This window comes from Paenibacillus sp. FSL L8-0333 (genome assembly GCF_037965665.1).
Classification (GTDB): Bacteria; Bacillota; Bacilli; order Paenibacillales; family Paenibacillaceae; genus Paenibacillus_AQ; species Paenibacillus_AQ odorifer.
The window spans coordinates 6,592,106-6,610,085 of record NZ_CP150186.1 but is presented as its reverse complement, the minus strand read 5'-3'; the positions used below and the strand labels follow the sequence as shown (position 1 = coordinate 6,610,085).

15 protein-coding genes are annotated in these 17,980 nt (G+C 43.9%); 13 read left to right on the top strand and 2 right to left on the bottom strand.

The features are described 5' to 3' along the window. The first annotated feature begins 3 nt into the window (after nt 1–3). The 3 genes from NYE72_RS29455 to NYE72_RS29445 are packed head-to-tail and all read left to right on the top strand — an operon-like array spanning nt 4 to nt 4,244. Nucleotides 4–1,254, top strand: coding sequence for a glycosyltransferase family 2 protein (locus tag NYE72_RS29455; protein ID WP_036682179.1), 1,251 nt, complete (start codon nt 4–6; stop codon nt 1,252–1,254). A 52-nt stretch (nt 1,255–1,306) separates the two neighbouring features. Then, complete coding sequence (locus NYE72_RS29450) at nt 1,307–3,403, top strand: cellulose biosynthesis cyclic di-GMP-binding regulatory protein BcsB (protein WP_038573769.1); 2,097 nt, start codon at nt 1,307–1,309, stop codon at nt 3,401–3,403. Further along, the gene (locus NYE72_RS29445) at nt 3,393–4,244 is read left to right on the top strand and encodes a diguanylate cyclase (protein WP_036682174.1); all 852 of its coding nucleotides are present in this window, start codon (nt 3,393–3,395) and stop codon (nt 4,242–4,244) included. The genes NYE72_RS29450 and NYE72_RS29445 overlap by 11 nt, the downstream gene beginning before the upstream one ends. A gap of 6 nt (nt 4,245–4,250) precedes the next feature. On the opposite strand, the gene NYE72_RS29440 is transcribed toward NYE72_RS29445, so the two are convergent. Further along, the gene (locus tag NYE72_RS29440; protein WP_036682170.1) at nt 4,251–4,802 is read right to left on the bottom strand and encodes a helix-turn-helix transcriptional regulator; all 552 of its coding nucleotides are present in this window, start codon (nt 4,800–4,802) and stop codon (nt 4,251–4,253) included. A 143-nt stretch (nt 4,803–4,945) separates the two neighbouring features. Between NYE72_RS29440 and NYE72_RS29435 the strand changes: the two genes are divergently transcribed. The 9 genes from NYE72_RS29435 (at nt 4,946) to NYE72_RS29395 (ending at nt 13,625) form a co-directional block, all read left to right on the top strand. Further along, entirely contained in the window at nt 4,946–5,599 is a 654-nt protein-coding gene (locus NYE72_RS29435; RefSeq protein ID WP_038573767.1) for an alpha/beta hydrolase-fold protein, read from the top strand. Further along, nucleotides 5,596–6,105, top strand: a complete 510-nt coding sequence (locus NYE72_RS29430) for a class III extradiol ring-cleavage dioxygenase (protein ID WP_339210996.1) — start codon at nt 5,596–5,598, stop codon at nt 6,103–6,105. The genes NYE72_RS29435 and NYE72_RS29430 overlap by 4 nt, the downstream gene beginning before the upstream one ends. Then, the gene (locus NYE72_RS29425) at nt 6,102–6,365 is read left to right on the top strand and encodes a hypothetical protein (protein ID WP_339212129.1); all 264 of its coding nucleotides are present in this window, start codon (nt 6,102–6,104) and stop codon (nt 6,363–6,365) included. The genes NYE72_RS29430 and NYE72_RS29425 overlap by 4 nt, the downstream gene beginning before the upstream one ends. 16 nt (nt 6,366–6,381) lie before the next feature. Next, nucleotides 6,382–7,170, top strand: a complete 789-nt coding sequence (locus NYE72_RS29420; RefSeq protein ID WP_038573763.1) for an SDR family oxidoreductase — start codon at nt 6,382–6,384, stop codon at nt 7,168–7,170. 223 nt (nt 7,171–7,393) lie between these two features. Next, complete coding sequence (locus NYE72_RS29415) at nt 7,394–7,642, top strand: type B 50S ribosomal protein L31 (protein WP_036682161.1); 249 nt, start codon at nt 7,394–7,396, stop codon at nt 7,640–7,642. 131 nt (nt 7,643–7,773) lie between these two features. Continuing rightward, on the top strand, nt 7,774–8,295 hold the full coding sequence (locus NYE72_RS29410) for a YcxB family protein (RefSeq protein WP_036682157.1): 522 nt from the start codon (nt 7,774–7,776) through the stop codon (nt 8,293–8,295). Between the two features lie 83 nt (nt 8,296–8,378). After that, a complete protein-coding gene (locus tag NYE72_RS29405) occupies nt 8,379–9,953 on the top strand; it encodes a diguanylate cyclase (RefSeq protein ID WP_339210994.1) in 1,575 nt (524 codons plus the stop codon). Between the two features lie 33 nt (nt 9,954–9,986). Continuing rightward, nucleotides 9,987–10,694 carry a DNA alkylation repair protein gene (locus NYE72_RS29400; RefSeq protein ID WP_339212128.1) on the top strand — a complete coding sequence of 236 codons (708 nt, stop codon included), beginning with the start codon at nt 9,987–9,989 and terminating at the stop codon, nt 10,692–10,694. Between the two features lie 213 nt (nt 10,695–10,907). Further along, a complete protein-coding gene (locus NYE72_RS29395; protein ID WP_081383979.1) occupies nt 10,908–13,625 on the top strand; it encodes a CHASE3 domain-containing protein in 2,718 nt (905 codons plus the stop codon). Between the two features lie 535 nt (nt 13,626–14,160). Here the strand turns inward: NYE72_RS29395 and NYE72_RS29390 are convergent. Then, a complete protein-coding gene (locus NYE72_RS29390) occupies nt 14,161–15,201 on the bottom strand; it encodes a stalk domain-containing protein (protein WP_036682152.1) in 1,041 nt (346 codons plus the stop codon). A 191-nt stretch (nt 15,202–15,392) separates the two neighbouring features. Between NYE72_RS29390 and NYE72_RS29385 the strand changes: the two genes are divergently transcribed. Continuing rightward, nucleotides 15,393–17,960 carry a DUF2339 domain-containing protein gene (locus tag NYE72_RS29385; RefSeq protein WP_339210992.1) on the top strand — a complete coding sequence of 856 codons (2,568 nt, stop codon included), beginning with the start codon at nt 15,393–15,395 and terminating at the stop codon, nt 17,958–17,960. Nucleotides 17,961–17,980 lie beyond the last annotated feature (20 nt).

Genomic DNA, 17,980 nt, shown 5'->3' with positions numbered 1-17,980 from the left:
CCTATGACGATTTCAGACGTGCTGATGGTGATTGCGGTGATCTGTATTTGGTCTCTGCTGCTGGTGAATGTGACCCTCATTATCGCGGGCTATCTATATTACATTAAATCCGAAAATGAGGACATACCAGAGATAGAGGGTGAATATCCTTTTGTTTCAATTATGGTTCCCGCTCACAATGAGGGGGTAGTGATTTGTAAGACGGTTGAATCTCTGCTGGCGCTGGATTATCCGCAAGATCGGTATGAGATTATTGTGATTAATGATAATTCCTCTGATAACAGTGCTGAGCTGCTTGCGGGCATACAATCCCGAAATCCGGGGCGTCAGCTGGTAGTCATTAATACGGATGCAGTTACAGGAGGCAAAGGCAAATCCAATGCCTTGAATATAGGCTTTACCAGCTGTAAAGGGGAGCTAATCGCCATTTATGATGCCGACAATACTCCGGAGAAAACAGCTTTGCGTTATCTGGTTGCTGAGATCATGCATGATTCCAGCCTCGGTGCGGTGATTGGGAAGTTCCGGACCCGTAATCGTGATGCAAGTTTACTGACCCGGTTCATTAATATTGAGACCTTATCCTTTCAATGGATGGCTCAAGCGGGGCGCTGGAAGCTGTTCAAGCTTTGCACTATTCCGGGAACAAATTTCATTATGCGCAGGTCTATTGTGGAAAGCATAGGTGGCTGGGATGTCAAAGCGATAGCCGAGGATACAGAAATCAGCTTCCGGATTTATATGATGGGTTACCAAATCAAGTTCCAGCCCAAATCCGTCACGTGGGAGCAGGAACCACAGACCCTGAAGGTCTGGTTCAAGCAGCGAACCCGCTGGGCGAAGGGCAATATTTATGTCATTGTCAAAAATATCCCGCTGCTGTTCAATAAATCGGCCGCAAAGGTGCGGTTCGATATTCTTTATTTTCTATCCATTTACTTCTTGTTGCTGCTGTCGTTAATCACCTCGGATGTGCTGCTGATCCTGCATGCTTTGGGTTATGTGCATACTACTATTGCAGGTCTTAGTAATTTCTTATGGCTGCTCGCTATTATTTTATTCGTTGTGGGGACCTTCATTACGCTAACAACAGAAAAGGGCGAGATGAGCTTGTCCAATCTAGGGATTGTAATGTTGATGTATGTGTCTTATTGCCAGCTGTGGATGGTTGTCGCGGCTAACGGATTATATCTATACCTGAAAGACCTCATCTTCAAAAGAGAAGCCAAATGGTATAAGACGGAGCGCTACTAACGAGGCACCAAAAAGTCATATGAGAAAAATGTAATCACAGGAGAAACAGAACATGAAGATAAAAAAACAGCTGGTTATACTGTTAACCTGCCTCTCCCTTTTCTTAATTCCAATCCATCCTGCTGCCGCAGAGACGTTGCCACAGGATCATAAGTCTACTTATACAACCTCATTCACGGGAACAGACTCGTCCTTAACAGGTTCGAGTGCCCAGCAGCAATATTTTGAGGTTCTGGATTATTGGAATGTGGATCAAGTAAAGATCAAACTGCATTTTCAAATTTCACAAATTACCGAAGAGCAGATTTCTAGTGTTACCTTAACGCTAAACGGCAGCCCGTTCTATACGTTTCGTCCGTCACTACAAGACAACGGCGAACAGCTGTTGACCCTTGCGGCGCCCAAGGGGTTTCTGAAAAAAGGGACGAATACGCTGGGCATTCAGGGCTATTTAAAGACAGATCGTAAAGATGACCTCTTTTGTTCGGTCGATGAAACGTCGGATAATTGGCTGCATCTGTTCAATACGTCCAGTGTTAACGTGATTTATACGGCAAAGCCCTTGAGTGGAGGGATCAGTGACTTCAGCGAGCGATTCGCCGGGATAGATACCTTAACGAAGAATCAGAGTATTCTGACTGTACCGGACAAAAGCACGGCGGCAGAAATGGAAGCAGCCACTTATGCGCTCTCCGGGTTTGTTAAGGGGATTACGTTAAATGATAAGACTATTCCCTTGCTTCCCTACCGGGCAGACACTGTGCAGAATAAGGCCGCAGTTGTACTGGTAGCTATGTATGACAGAGTACCAAGCGGGCTGAAAGCTCAGCTAAGCTCCACTGAAGATTTGGGTACGCACGCGTTGCTCCAGCTAGTGAATAAGGATACCCAGCCCACCTTGGTTGTAACCTCGAAGGATGAGAACTTGCTGATTAAAGCGGGTCGTTTGATTGCTAATCCAGAGCTGATCGGGCAGATCACTAGTGATCTGAAAACAGTAACGGATGCTACAGAAGTGTCAGCACCTGCGCTTTCGATTAGCTCTAACATCACGTTCACTGAAACAGGTGATAAACTGACCGGGGCACATCATCAGGAGCAGACGTATTTTATTTCATTGCCAGCGAACCGCTCGATTGCCGATTCCGGTAAAATCAGCCTGGATTTCCGTTATGCACAGAATTTGGATTTTACTCGTTCATTGGTTACCGTGAGCATCAATAATACTCCGATTGGCAGTAAGAAGCTGACCAAGGAACTGGCGAATGGCGATATTCTTAATCTCTCGGTGCCTCAGAACTTGAATATATCCGGAAATTTCTCGGTGACAGTGGCTTTTGATTTGGAGATCGAAGGAGCCAGATGTATTATCGATCGGGATCAAATGCCGTGGGCTTATATCAGTAAAGATTCTGTAATGCAGCTGAATACGAAGGATCGCACGGATCTCTTATTTAATAACTATCCATATCCGTTCATCCGCGATGGGATCTATAATCATGTAGCGGTTGTACTGCCCGAACAAATGGATGATTACGCCTATTTAAGTGTATCGAATATCTTTAATCTGCTTGGTAAATATGCCAGCGGAAATATAGGGAATATCCAGTTCTATACCGATACTGTCAGCGCCGATCATTTGAAAAATAATAATATCATCGCTATTGGTGCTTATAAGAATAATAAGGTGATCCGTGATCAGAATGCTAAGCTTTATTTTCAATATAACGGAGATGGAACCACAATTCGCTCCAATGAGAAAATGAGTATTGAAGAGCAATACGGTGCACGAATCGGAACACTGCAGCTGATTGATTCGCCATTTGAGGCGGGACGTGCATTGCTCGCGGTTACGGGAGTCAGCTCGGAAGAGTATTACTTAGGATCGAAGCTGCTCGCTACAGAACGGGACAAGTGGAAGGTGTTTGGCGATGGTGCAATCGTTGATAAAGACGGTAATGTCAGCGCACACCGTTTCAAAACGATCACTGGAGCAGCCGAGGACTCTGTGGCCCAGAAAATAATGGAACGGTCGGATGTACTCAGTTTTATCATCGTGATTTTACTGGTGCTGACGCTGGTAGTTCTATCGCTGATCCTACTGCTTCGCAAACACATGAAGAAACGTGGTGATAAGCGTGAGACGTAATCGCAGCTTAGTGTCGGACATCGCTCTCTTATCATTCCTGGTGTTATCGTTCCTCTGTATCGTCTTCATTGCCGGGGCACCGGATGATTACCTCCAGAATATTATCATTTTAACGGTGGCTTTTATTCTGGCCATTGTTACGTATTTTACAACGGTCACTGCGGGTCTGGTCTTGAATCTGGTGTTTATCTTTGCTTACGGATTCTACACGATGTACCAGACGATAACGCTAGGGGAAACGATTAGCCTGAATACTTATTTCTGGTTAATTATGACTCCGCTATTAACGGTCGTTCTATGGGTATTCACTTTAAGCAGCCGTGATTTGCAGGTGGAGAATGAGCAGCTACGCAAAAAGACTGCCAATATGGCTATCGTCGATGAAAACACAAATTTGCGGAACAGTATTTCTTTTCAGACGGATGCTACATTATTTACAAGCATTTCGACCCGCTATCAGATTCCGCTCACCCTGCTAGTGGTGAAGGTGAAGTATTGGAAAGAGATCAGACGGATCATTCCTGAAGATCAGCTGGCAGAAGCTATCTATGATGTGTCTCAGCTTAGTCAGGCGAGTATTCGTACCAATGATGCACTCTATCTGCTAGATAAGGATGAAGCAACATGGGGCCTGCTGCTGTTCACGGACAGCGATGGGGCGAAGATTGTGATCGAGCGGATTAAGCTCAAGCTTCAGGAGTTGAATGACAATAATTTCTCCAGAAAATATAAGGTCAGCCTGGGTCTTAAGATTGGGGCGGTCGAATACCAAGCCGGCACGATTGAGAATCCGCTGGATTTCATTGTTCAGGCCAAAAAACAGCTGGAGTACGACGTGTAGGCCAGCTTAAAAATCAACAGTTTCACTATCAGCCTCTGTATGGATGGCGATGAGCACGCTTGCCGGCTCATCGCCTTTATTTATGACCAGATGTGGCACACAGGCATTCCAGCTAAAGGAATCCCCCGCTTGGAACATCCCGAAATCTTCACCTTGCTCCGCATAAACCTCACCTTTTATCACTAAATGGACCTCTTTGCCTTCGTGCGCCTGCGGAGTTTCACCCGTAGAAGTACCCGGAGGGAAATGGACAAGCACCATTCGTACACCACCTGCCGAGCTTAAATGTTCAACTTGCAGTCGATCACTTCCACTGCTGGTGATTTGCCGCTCCTTGGATCGTACCACCTGCATCCGCTCTTCCTTTTTTAACAGCAAATAAGCCAACGGAACGTTCAGTGCATCAGCAATCAGGCTAAGGGTAGCGATCGAAGGAGAGGTCTTATTAGTCTCAACCTGGCTCATAAAACCTTGTGACAGGCCAGTAGTTTCACAGATTTGGGCAATCGTTATATGTTTTCTTTTACGGATTGTACGAATGTTTGAACCTATATTCATAAGTAAAGCCCCTTTTAATATTAGTAATAGCAAATATATTTTTATATTAACAAATTATTAATTGACATACTAGCCAGAGGTTTATAATATTATCCTTACAAATATTATTTTTGTATTACAAATATTTTGAAGGAGTGTTTAGTATGAAGGCACCTTATATATATGATGTCAGTCTACCTTCCGGCTACGATGTGAATCGGGTTTATCCGGTTATCTTCACCTTGCATGGCAAAGGTTCCAATGAGAAGAATATGTTCGGACTTGTCGAGCCCTTGTCTGAAGAGTTTATTATTATCGGGATTCGGGGAAATATGATTTTAGGGGCTGGATTTCAATATTATGATCTCAAAAGTCTAGGTCATCCCATCCGTGAGCAGTTTGATCAGGCTGTATCGCAATTGCAGCAGTTTATCGAATACGCCACCGACAAATATCCTATAGATGCTAAACACCGTTATCTGCTTGGCTTCAGTCAAGGAGCCATTTTGTCCATGACACTCGCTCTTACAATGGGGAATTCGCTTCGGGGAATTGTGGCGCTGAACGGTTATGTTCCGGGGTTTGTGAAGACAGATTATGAGCTGAAGAGTGTGCAGGAGGTATCGGTATTCATCTCGCATGGTGAATATGATTCTGTATTTCCAATTTCAGTGGGGACAGAAACAGCCGCTTATTTCGAAGGTCTAACCCCATTATTAACCTATAAAACTTATCCTTCGGATCATGGTGTATTACCGCAGAATCAGCAGGACCTGATCGCTTGGTTCCTGCAGAACTTAGGGAGTGACAAACTATGATACCTTCTTACTTTATTGCCCATGGTGCCCCTTCTCTGGTACTTGATAACAATGCATATACGAAATTTCTTGGGGAGCTCGCTGAGAGGAATGTCAAACCTAAAGCGATTGTTCTATTTTCTGCACATTTTGAAGAACACACACAGTCGGTTGGAGTTATGGAGACTTTCGACACCATCTATGATTTCTATGGCTTCCCAGATGAGATGTATCGAATGACTTATCCTGCCAAAGGGGACAATGAGGTTGCACAGCAAATTATGTCTCTGTTCCACAAGAATGGGATTGTCAGCAAATTAAATACAGAGCGTGGACTAGATCACGGAGCTTGGGCTATTCTTAAATTAATCTATCCGAATGCAGATATTCCTGTCGTATCTTTGTCAGTTAATCGAGAGCTGTCCAATGAACAGCAATATTTAATGGGTAAGGCTTTATCTGAGCTGCGTGAGCAGGATATTATGATTATTGGCAGCGGTGGAACCGTCCAAATTTGCGTAGCGTGAAGTGGGGAATGGAGAACGTCGAGAAATGGGCGGAGACATTCGATGACTGGCTGCAGCACAGGGTGGAAGCTTGGGATACAGAGTCGCTATTTAACTATCAGGAGCTTGCTCCCTATGGCGTTGATGCAGTGCCGACTAATGAGCACTTTATCCCTCTGATAATAGCTATGGGAGCTGGCGATAACGGGAAAGAAGCGAAGCTGCTGCACCGAAGTTATCAGTATGGTAATTTAAGTCTTAGCTGTTGGGAGTTTAATTAAGAAGGAGGCATTAATGATGGACTTGGGACTTCGTGGGAAATCAGTTTTTGTAGCCGCAGCAAGTAAAGGGTTAGGACTCGCAACTGCGCTGGAGTATGCCCGTGAGGGGGCGAAGGTAATGATCGCCAGCAGGAGTATGGAACAGCTTGTAGACGCACAGAAAGAGATTCAGGCAGCCACAGGACAGCAGGTGAACATTGTTCAGATGGATGTGACTGTCCCAGAGGATATCGTACATGCTATTCAAACGGTTGTAGCCCAAAACGGTGGGCTTGATATTGTAGTGACCAATGCGGGGGGTCCTCATGGCGGAGGTTTCGCTGATATGGAAGACGCGGATTGGAACCAAGGGTTTGAGCTCACACTGATGAGCACCATTCGTTTGATTCGTGAATCACTGCCGCATCTGCGCTCTTCTGGGGCAGGGCGAATCGTTAATATAAGCTCGATTTCTATCAAGCAGCCTATTGAGGAACTGATTCTTTCCAATGTTTTTCGCGCTGGCGTGTATGCCTTGACCAAGAGCTTGGCTACTGAGCTGGCTGCGGATCGCATTTTAATTAATACGATCGCACCAGGGCGTATTGCAACCGACAGGATTCTTCAACTAGACGGCAAACGTGCGCAAGCAGAGGGGATCCCTATGGAGCAGATTCAAGAGGAAGCGCTGCTGCAAATCCCGTTAGGAAGATTGGGCACGCCCGAAGAATTCGGCAAGGCTGCTGTTTTTCTAGGCTCTTTTGCGAATACTTATGTTACGGGACAATCTCTTTTAGTCGATGGAGGAATGGTGAAATCGCTCTAACCTCCGGCGTTATGGGTAGGCTTTGAAAGGTTATGGAAATATTAGTAATTTCAATATTAGTTGCTTTGTACTCTAAATAAGCGTATGATGGAGCGGTGGTCTAAATCGTAAGATTTACGAATTTTCCTACGTTTATTAGGTTATACTATATATAAACCTACAGATCATTTGGATAATTTACCATAAAGGCTCCACGAATTTATTCAGAAGGAGGACGATTAGAATGAGAGAAGGCATACATCCTAAGTACAACCAAGTGATTTTCTTGGATGCAAGCGTAGGCTTCAAATTCTTGAGTGCATCTACTAAATCATCCAATGAAACTATGGAATGGGAAGACGGCAACACTTACCCAGTGCTCCGTGTGGACGCAAGTTCCGCATCCCACCCATTTTACACTGGTAAACAAAGAGATACAGAACAAGGCGGCCGTGTTGACAAGTTCAAACAACGTCTTGCACAAAAGAAATAAGAATCCTTATGGATTGAAGAGGGACAACCCATGTAGAAGCAATCGCTTCGGGGATGTCCCTTTTTTGTGTTCAGGCATGTTAAAATGAGATGAATTTAAAAATATACATGGCGTCGAGGGAGCGATCAGTGATGGAAAATGTAATAAAAGTAGATACAGTCCTAAAGAGTGAAGACGTTCAGGAGTTTAACTTATGGTTCAGCTTGAATAGCCGGATTATACTCAACTCTTTTAGCGTAGTCGCTTACTTTATGATTTTGTTATTAATTACTAAGGATTACAGTACTCAAAGCATCTCAATCCTGGCTGTGACTGCTATAATTCTTGCCGCTGTCTTATGGTATATGACCAAGGCAAGCTTGATCAAAAAATCGAAAAAGGCGTTCAAAACAGATAGCCTAATTCAGCAACCGCAAAATTATACGATTTCAGATGAAGGCATATCTTATCTTTCCGAAGCGGGCACTGGACAAGTGAAGTGGGAAGAGATACATAAGATAGGTGAAACTACGAACTTGTTTGTGTTTTTTGTGTCCACACAGAGAGCGCTGATTATCCCTAAACGTTTCTTTGAATCGGCACAAGATAAAATAACATTTAAGGATTTAGCCAGAAAATATATGTTCTCCAATCGGGTGAAATTTAAGGCATAAGATGTGCTGTTATTGTTGATTCATTTGTACCAAGGATTAGGCTATAATGATAGGAGCGACTTGAAAAATAGGAGAAATATGGCATGCCATGGATTCAGGGATATCCGTATTACTTATTAATGGGCAGTGTTCTAAGTCTGTACATGGGCGTCAGCTCCTATCGGCACCGTAAGTTAGCAGGGAGACGCTATTTGTGGATCTTAATGCTGTTAGTCAGCCTTATATTTGTTGCAACGGCGGGAGAGATTATGTCACTCTCTTTTCAGTCTAAGCTGTGGTGGAAGAATGTGCAGCAGGCTCCGCTTTTTTTTAGTGCGCTCTTTACTTATGCTGTGGTAAAAGAATACGTATCTCCTTCCACAGGGCGCCTGCCCGTGAAGCTTGCAATCTTCTCTATCCCTATTGTTATGGATGTACTTCTTATTTTTACGGATAGCTATCATCATCTGATGCGCAGTGAAGTGGCCGTCCTGACGGTCGCGGGTGTTAGTGGAATTGCTGTAAAGCCTACGCTCCTTAGTATGGCTTTTATTGCGTATGATCAGCTTTTTGGGCTATATGCAGTCTGCTTGCTGGCAGTTTCCCTACTGAATACCCCGAGAGTTTATTTGCGGACTAATTTGCTGCTGTTGGCGGGTTTGCTAGTTCCGGTTATTTCCGTCTTTTTACTTCCCCTCTTGAAGATTACCATTACAGGTTTTACGGCGTTTACTTATTTGCCTGCGATTATAGCGGCTTATTTCGCACTTTTTGTTAGCTCCAAATTAACCATCTTCCCTCTAACCAAAAACAAAATTCTAGAGCACATGAAAGACGGCGTAGTTCTGACTGACCGTTATGATAATATCATTGGCATAAATGATGCGGCGACTGCTATTTTATACGACATTACCGGAATAGCGAACGATAACTGGATGGGAAAAAACATTGATCTTTTTATGAAGTCTCACAAAGACATTGCAGCTCATTACAGTCAGAGGACGGAGGGACAGTTTGAGGTAGTTTGTTCTGGCGCAGGGGAGCTCTGTTATGGGGTTTCTTTAATTGCTACGGAACATGCGACAACAGAGAATAAGGGTATGCTTATTGTGTTTAGTGATCATAGTGAGAAGAAGCGGTATGAGCGTGAGCTGGTCTATCAGGCAACGGTTGACGATCTGACAGGGCTATATAATCGCAGGCATTTCATGCAAAGGGTCCAGAATCAAACGATCCCGGATGGATTAGGATTGGCTCTGCTGTTATTTGACATTGATGATTTTAAATTAATTAATGATACTTATGGTCATTTAGCGGGCGATCAGGCGTTAGTTGATTTCTCGAATAAAATACTTCAGGTATACCAGAATAAAGGTATTGCTGGAAGAGTGGGTGGCGAGGAATTTGCCGTATGCTTTTTCGCTGAAGATAAATGTGCAGCCTTAAAAGAAGCAGAGAATTTTCGTACAATGATGAGTGATTACACGATAATCTTGAATGAACAGGATAGCATTCATCTTACCGCAAGTATCGGAATCTCTTTTACGGAGCGTAGAGAGGTGACTTTCGAAGATTTATATCGGGAAGCGGATGAAGCGTTATATCACTCTAAGAATACAGGGAAGAACAGAGTTACGTTAGGTCGTGAACCGATCATAAGAGAAACAGTAAAGGGATAAGAACATCGAAGATAAGGGAGTAGCCTAATGAATCTGACTGTTGATGAAGTGATGAGCAAGCTTGAGGAGATGGGTACAGAGCAGACGAAACGTACCTTCTTACGACATGGCGCAGTGGAACCTTTATTTGGAGTAAAGGTAGGGGATATGAAGAAGCTGGTTAAGGATGTGAAAAAAGATCAGAGTCTGGCAAGGGCTTTGTATCAGACAGGCAATTACGATGCAATGTATTTGGCTGGGCTAACCGTCAATCCCAAGACTATGACGAAGCAAGAGCTTCAAAGCTGGGCTTCGGCGGCCAGTTGGCATGCGGTAGTGGAATATATAGTATCCCCTCTCGCCGCAGAGAGTCCATATGGATTGGAACTTGCGAGAGAGTGGATTCGTTCCTCGGATGAACTAATAGCCGTTTGCGGCTGGAGCACTTATGCAAATTACATTTCAATTACACCGGATGATAAGCTGGACATCGCTGAGATTAGGGAGTTGTTACAACAAGTAGGCGCTACTATTCATCAGGAGCGGAATCGTGTCCGTTATACGATGAATACTTTTGTAATTATGGTGGGCAGCAGTATCACAGAACTGCATGAGGAGGCAGCAAAGATCGCAGCAGGCATAGGTAAGGTCCAGGTGAACGTGGGACAAACCGCTTGTAAAGTTCCCATGGCTGTTGATTATATTGCTAAGGTTGAACAGGCTGGGAAGCTAGGTGTGAAGAAGAAAACTTGTATTTGCTGAGTTAGATATTTAGGTAACCCTTCAAGGAGAAAGGCACTTGTGGGTTTTTTTTTATTCCGGGAAAAACAAGTGTTTCAACCCTGCGGAAATTGTTTAAATTAGCAGCAGTCAAAATTTACATAGAAGAATTAATGAAGCCTTATTCAAGTAATCTTTTGCAATGATGTAGAATAGAAAGGGGTTTATAGTTAGAAGACAGGACGGAGGCTAGTTGTGAACAAACGTCGATTCACTTTGCAGTATAAAATACTGTCAATTACAGTTTTAATCGTGATCTGTCTATTAGGATTTGTTTTTGTCATGCATGGAAGAATCAATGCTCTACAGCGGGAAACCAGCTTCATCTCTCATCAGGATCGAGAGATTACTAATTTGGCTAATCTAATTGAGAAGAATATTTTAGATATGGAAACCGGACAACGTGGATATGTCATCACCGGCGATAACAAGTATCTGGAGCCCTACAATTTGGGTAAGGCTGAATGGGAAGCTAATTATGATAAGCTTTACGTGCTGACTGCTAATGATTCTTTACAGCTACAGCGTCTGTTGGGTATTGAAAGTAAAATTAAGCAATGGATCGAACAGTCGGGAAATTATGTGATCCAGTTGAAAAAAGAGGGACAGGACGCTGAGCTCCTAAGATACTTCAATTCCGACGACGGCAAAGATCAAATGGACCGGATTCGTAATCAGATCAGCACTTACCGCGAGACGATGAAAGAGAACACCAACAGTCTGATTGCTAGACAAGCAGACAAGAATAAATTATTGCTAGAGCTTCTTTATATTGCTTGGGCAATTATAGCGGTTACCGCGATGGTCGCTTCGTGGATCAATTCACGCGCCATCGTTAGTACGGTTCGTAAAGTTACCCATACGATTGCAGAATTGGAATCTGACGAAGATATGAAGACAAGGATAGAGATCACCACGAATGATGAGATCAGGGATCTGAGCGTAGCTACGAATCATCTGATAGACACGCAACAAGAGCGGATATGGATTCAGGCTAACGCAAACGAATTGTTGGCGAGGTATCAGGGCATCACACATATCTCGCAACTGGGCGACATTTTTCTTGGCAAAACCGCAGAAGTCCTCGATTACCCATATGGTTCCTTATATGTTCGAACACAGGACCATGATCGAGATTTCTTTAAGAGAGTCTCTACTTTTGGCGGAAGCAGTAACATTCCAGATCAGCGGGCATTCCAGATCGGAGAAGGTCTAGTTGGACAATGTGCTAAAGAGGCGCGCTTGATGCAAATACAGGATCTGCCGGAGGATTATATTAGCATACAATCTGGGTTGGGTATTTCTGCGCCGAAGGCGCTTCTACTAATGCCGATTTCTTTTTCGGGTGAGGTAGTTGCTGTGGTGGAAATCGCCGCCTTTGCTCCACTTACGCAATTGCAGGTTAAGTTCCTAGGGTCTATTTCGAATGCCTTTGGCTCCGCAATTAACAGTACGATTAGCATTATGAAGATTGACCAACTTCTGGCACAATCTCAGCGTCTAAACGAAGAGCTACAGGTATATACCGAGGAACTACAGACTCAGTCTGAGGAGCTGCAAATCCAGACGGAGTCACTGCATGCAACGAATAGAAAGCTGGAGGATAAGAAACTGCTGGCGGAACAAAAGTCACTAGAGGCGGAAAGAGCTCAAACGGAACTCAGTGAATACACAGAGTTATTGCAGCAAAGCTCACAATATAAATCAGAGTTTCTGGCTAACATGTCTCACGAACTGCGAACTCCGCTTAACGGCATTCTGCTGCTCTCCGAATTTCTTATGGAGAATCAGTCGGGAGCTTTAAGCGAAGAGGATATTGAATTCTCAAAAGCCATTCATTCTTCGGGACAAGATCTGCTGGCGCTGATTAATGACATTCTGGATTTGTCCAAGGTTGAGGCAGGAAAGCTGAATATTGAAATTGAAGCGATAAATATATCGGAGATTCCGGAGGCAATGATCCAGAACTTCAGTCAGCTTTCCCGCAAAAAAGAGATTCCTTTGCAAATACAGCTGGGAGAGAACTTACCCCCGCTGTTTTATTCGGATGCTCAAAGAGTGCGGCAAATTATTATAAATTTGCTGTCCAATGCGTTTAAGTTTACAGCGGAAGGCGCAGTCACTCTGGAAATCCGCTCAGCAACTAAGGACGAGCTGCTGGATTTGGCAGATTCGTATACAGGGGAATTTATTGCCTTCGCCATCAAGGATACTGGAATTGGGATTTCAAAAGAAAAGCAGTCGATTATCTTCGAGGCTTTTCAACAGGCAAATGGAAATACAGAACGTCAATATGGTGGAACAGGGCTTGGGTTATCCATATCTAGAGAGCTGGCAACCCTGCTCGGTGGTAGAATTATAGTGGAGAGTCAAGAAGGAGTGGGTAGCGTCTTTACAGTGTATTTGCCCTTGAAGCTTGAGGCCCCAAGCCTTGAGGAAGTGGCTGATCAAGCGACTGTTATTCAAGAGATTGGGAATGGAGTGGTACTTGCCGCTACAACGGCTGAGGATACACGTAATGACTTCACTTCTCTGAATCAAAAGCATGTACTTATCGTGGATGATGATGAACGGAATTTGTTTGCTTTATCAAATACCCTAAGAAAGCGCGGGCTGCATGTAACTACAGCTACTAACGGAGAGAGCGGCCTGTTTGAACTGGAGCAAGCGGCTTCTATAGACATCGTTCTTATGGATATTATGATGCCAGTGATGAACGGATATGAGGCAATCAATCGGATCAGACAAATGCCCGCAAAGAAGGATATTCCCATCATTGCACTGACTGCAAAAGCGATGAAGGAAGATAAGGCTAAAATCCTTCAGGCAGGGGCAACAGATTATCTTAGCAAGCCGATTAACCTGGAACGTTTATTAGCGTTGATGCAATTGATTCTAGCTAGCGATTCATGAAATAGATAATGGACGGAAACAATCATGGGGTGTCCTAGTAGTCATGACAATGGCTGCTGGGGCACCCCTGTTTTGTTGACGTTGAACTAGACCTCTAACTTCGGATAATTCAAACGAAGTTGCGCGAACGAAGTAACTATAATCTGCTATCGGACACAGCTGACCGTTAACGCAGCTTTTTACCACATTTGTAATTCTAACGGACCCCACTGACGCTATTGGCATAAAAAATACCGAATATGCCCTCTTTTTAATGAATGGTGGCGCTGGAGTCCGAAACGCTGCTCTAAAGGCGGAAAAATCGGAAATAACGTCATCTGAGTCCGTAAGCCTCGCAATTATGATCATCCAAAACTCTGCAGCAGGTGAGCAAAAGTGTGCCTAGGCGTTCAGCCGGCTTTCGTTTACCTCAAATCGGCTGAAGCGAGTCAGCCACCCTATTGCCCAAAACGCAAAACAGCGATCCTCCCATAACGGAAGGATCGCTGTTTTAATGTCTCTTTGGAATCTTTTTAATAAGATTTCAGTCTCTCACTTATTGTTGCGCAGAATCTACTACAACTTTGACAGCTGTGCCGATTGGTGGCAGGCTTCTGGTCAGCACTGGGCTGTAGAATCCGATAACTTTTGTACCTTTAACAAGCTCGCTGCTTTTAACAGCTTCGCCGTCTTTATTAATGAGTACTGTGTCTTCATTAATGCGCAGTACTACTTCTTTTTGTGACAATTCGCTCAGGCCACTGCCTTTAACAGTGATACTGATATTTCCTTCATCGTCTTTTTGAACTTCTTCAATAGTGCCAGCAGTACCTAGAAGATCATCTTGTTTCTGCTTATCCAGAACGGTGATTTTGTAAGTTGGTGTTTGTGGCGGAAGACTCATAGTCATGACCATGGAGTGTTCTGCTTTTACAGTCATACCGATATGGAGATCTTTGAGTGCAATTTTAGTGCCGTCTGCCATCTCAATAGCCGTATCTTCCCCTACATTTAATACGATTCCATCCGTACCTACACCTTGGATTTGAACGGATTGGTATTTACCACCATCATAGACTGCTGTAATCACACCAGTCTTAGTCATGTGCTGCTCGGCGGCATTTGTGTTGATCACAATGGAATCTCCCTTCACAGTCATGTTTTGATGAATTACTTCGCTTAAAAAGGAAGCTGGGACATACAAAGTGGAGTCAACCAATTGTGGTGCAGTTCCAAGTGTTGTATACATTTTGTTGATACTATAACGATCTTCTCCAGCTTTCACTGTAGTGAATACAGCGCCATTGATAAGTTCAACGGATTTATTCTGTGCATTCCAGGTTAATTCAAATCCAAGGGCTTCAGTAATCGAACGTAGTGGCACCATCGGCTCTTTGCCATTTGTGCTTTGGAAGCCTGTTTCTTTAATAGTCGATCCGTTGATTTCAATCGCAAACGTCTTTTGATTAACGCTAGCGGAGGTTTGTGTAGCCTCATTTTTAGCAGAAGTTGTGGTGGGTGCAGCATAAGCTGCTCCTGTAGAAAGTGCTAGTGACAAAGTTAAAAGAACTGTACTTGTTTTTAAAATGTTGTTCATGGTTGTGAGCTCCTTTTAAAATCTTTTGTTAGTGTTGTTATTATTCTGACGGGACACCCCTCCAAAATGTTGCAGTTTTTTTGCATCCCGATCGTAATCTTCATTCACTGCAAATATAAAAAAAGCATAAGACCCCACAGCTATATGTAGTAATATGTAAGTATTAACAATCGCTCACATAAGGAGGCGCTATGGAGTCATTCAAAGATCGACTGAGATTCATGAAGGTACAGCAGGACGGGCTTATTAAGGAATATGAGGCTCTGATTGCGGAATATGAAAGTCACGATCTGGTCAACGAGAATGAATACTTGAAGAAGCAATATGAGAAGCATAAGCTTGCTTTGGTCGAGCTAAAGACTCAGGTAGGTAAGCTTCAAGAAGAGAATACTGAGCTAAGAGTTGCGCTAACGGAACAGATTTTAGATGAAAAGCTGGGCATTCTTAAAGTGTCGAGGCAGAAGCTGCAGACTTATTTTTCCTCTAGAAGCCATGCTCATACAGATCGTCTGACGGCTTTTGAAGTGGAGACGAAACGTCATATTCAGCAGCTGTACCATACAGCCTCCAGGCAGCTGGGTGAGGAACAAGCAGAGATATCCAGTCGACTTGGGGCGTTGGCGGCAGAATTAAATGAGCGTGTGCTGGCACAGCGGCAGAGAATGAGGGAAGCGGAACTTCGCCTCAACTCGGGCATGGATAATGGATTACATGATTTTGCCTCGGAAGAGATCAGTGAAGAGGTGCTGAAGCGCCGAAGAAAACAAAATCAGATCGAAATGAAGATTGGACTAAGCTGGATTAACAAGCTGGGTATTCTGCTGTTGATTTTGGCGGTGGGGGCAGGCTTCCGGTATACCTATTCCAACTGGTTCACAGGTTATATGAAGGGAAGCGCCTTTTTTCTACTGGGATTATTGATGCTGGGAGGCGGGGAGTGGTTATACCGCAAAGGAAAAGGCACCTTCGCTTTAGGGCTGCTTGGCGGCGGGATTTCGGTGCTGTATGGCTCTATTTTTTATAGCTATTTTCTGCTTGATATTATTAGTATATATGTAGGGTTATCCTTGTCTGTACTCGTTACTTTAACTGCGGTACTCCTGTCTTTAAGGTATGAATCACGGAGTATTTGTGCACTGGGCTTAATCGGAGGATATCTGCCCTTATACTCTTATCTGGGGGCGTTTGGCCTTTCGGGCAACGCAGTTTATGTAGCTATGGGTTACTTGTTTCTATTGAATTTATTCATCTTATTGATTTCTTTCCGCAAACGCTGGAACGTTGTCAATTATATCAGCTACTTATTTAATACACCCTCCATGCTCATATTAATAGCTTTGTCGGATAGCAACGGAATTAATATGTGTTATGCTGTTTTGACTTTTGCGATGTATCTGGGAATTACCTTGTGGTACCCGTTCAAATATCGTTCCAAGCTGTCCTGGTGGGATTTCTCTCTCTTAGGATGTAATACGTTTATTAGCTGTCTCACCTTGTATATTTTATTTATGGATGCAGGACTGAAGGATTACAATGGTGCACTGGCGTTGCTTTTCTGCCTGCTGTATCTCGGTCTGGGTCGAGGGCTTGAGAAGCTGATGCCACAGGAAAAAGAAAGCATGCTGCTGTTCTACGCCACTTCACTGACCTTCGGCATATTGATGATTCCATTTCAATTTGGAGCGGCTTGGTGGTCCATCGGTTGGCTGATTGAGGGCGTCGTTCTTACGCTGTATGGCAATCTGAACCGCTTTAAGGGGATGGAAAGGGCAGGCTGGGGCATTATGATGCTCTGCCTTGTAGTATTCTTCTGTCTAAATGTACCGACGCAGTGGGTCGCAGACTATCAATGGACGAATTTTAGAGATGTCTACTTCCCGCTAAAATATGTCTTTATCACAGCAGGCATGCTGATTGTCGCGGTGTTGTATGCTGTTCAGCATAACCGTAAGGATGCTCTTCAGCGCAGCGAACCTTATGAAATCACCTTAGCCTTGTGGTTTAAATATGCGGCGTTATTAAATTTCTGGATTTACGGCTTGTATGAATCGAGAAGATTGTATCATCTGGTTGTACCGGAGGACTTTGCGCATAGAACCTTCTATAATTTACTGCTCTCCGCTGTATGGACCTTGGTTCTGGCTTACGCGCTGCCAAAGGTGAAGGTGCTGTATGACACAATTGTTAAATATTTTGTGAGATTTCTGTTTGGGATTGGCTACGTCATTTGTATAGTAATTACAGTAGGCCTGCCAAGTCTGCAAAATAATCTCGCGCAAAATACAGCAGCTGATTATATCGCACTGGCCGTACTGATTATCTTTAATATCTTTGTTTGGTTTAGCGGACGTGATCTGCTGATTGCAGCGCTGAATCGCCAGTTTAAGAGTATGGAGATCTATCCTGTTTTCATGGCGATTTATCTACTCGGCATTATCACCGCTTTCCTAGGAGTGCAATTGCAATTGAGTGATGCAGGGTTAATTTTTAGTCTCATTTATCTACTATTAGCCGTTCTGTTTATCATGTATGGCTTCCGCAAAAGGTATGTGTACATCCGGCGCTTCGGCCTTGGATTAACACTGCTGGCAACGGGCAAGCTGCTGCTTTATGATTTGGGTCTGCTGAACACTGGCAGCAAAATCATAGCCTATGCCAGCTTTGGCATCTGCTTGCTCGGCATCTCCTATCTCTATCAAAAGGTGTCAAACCGGATGGAGGAGGGCCAGACAACCGCCGATAATGGTACTAAAGGATAAAATACAGAGAGAATAATAGG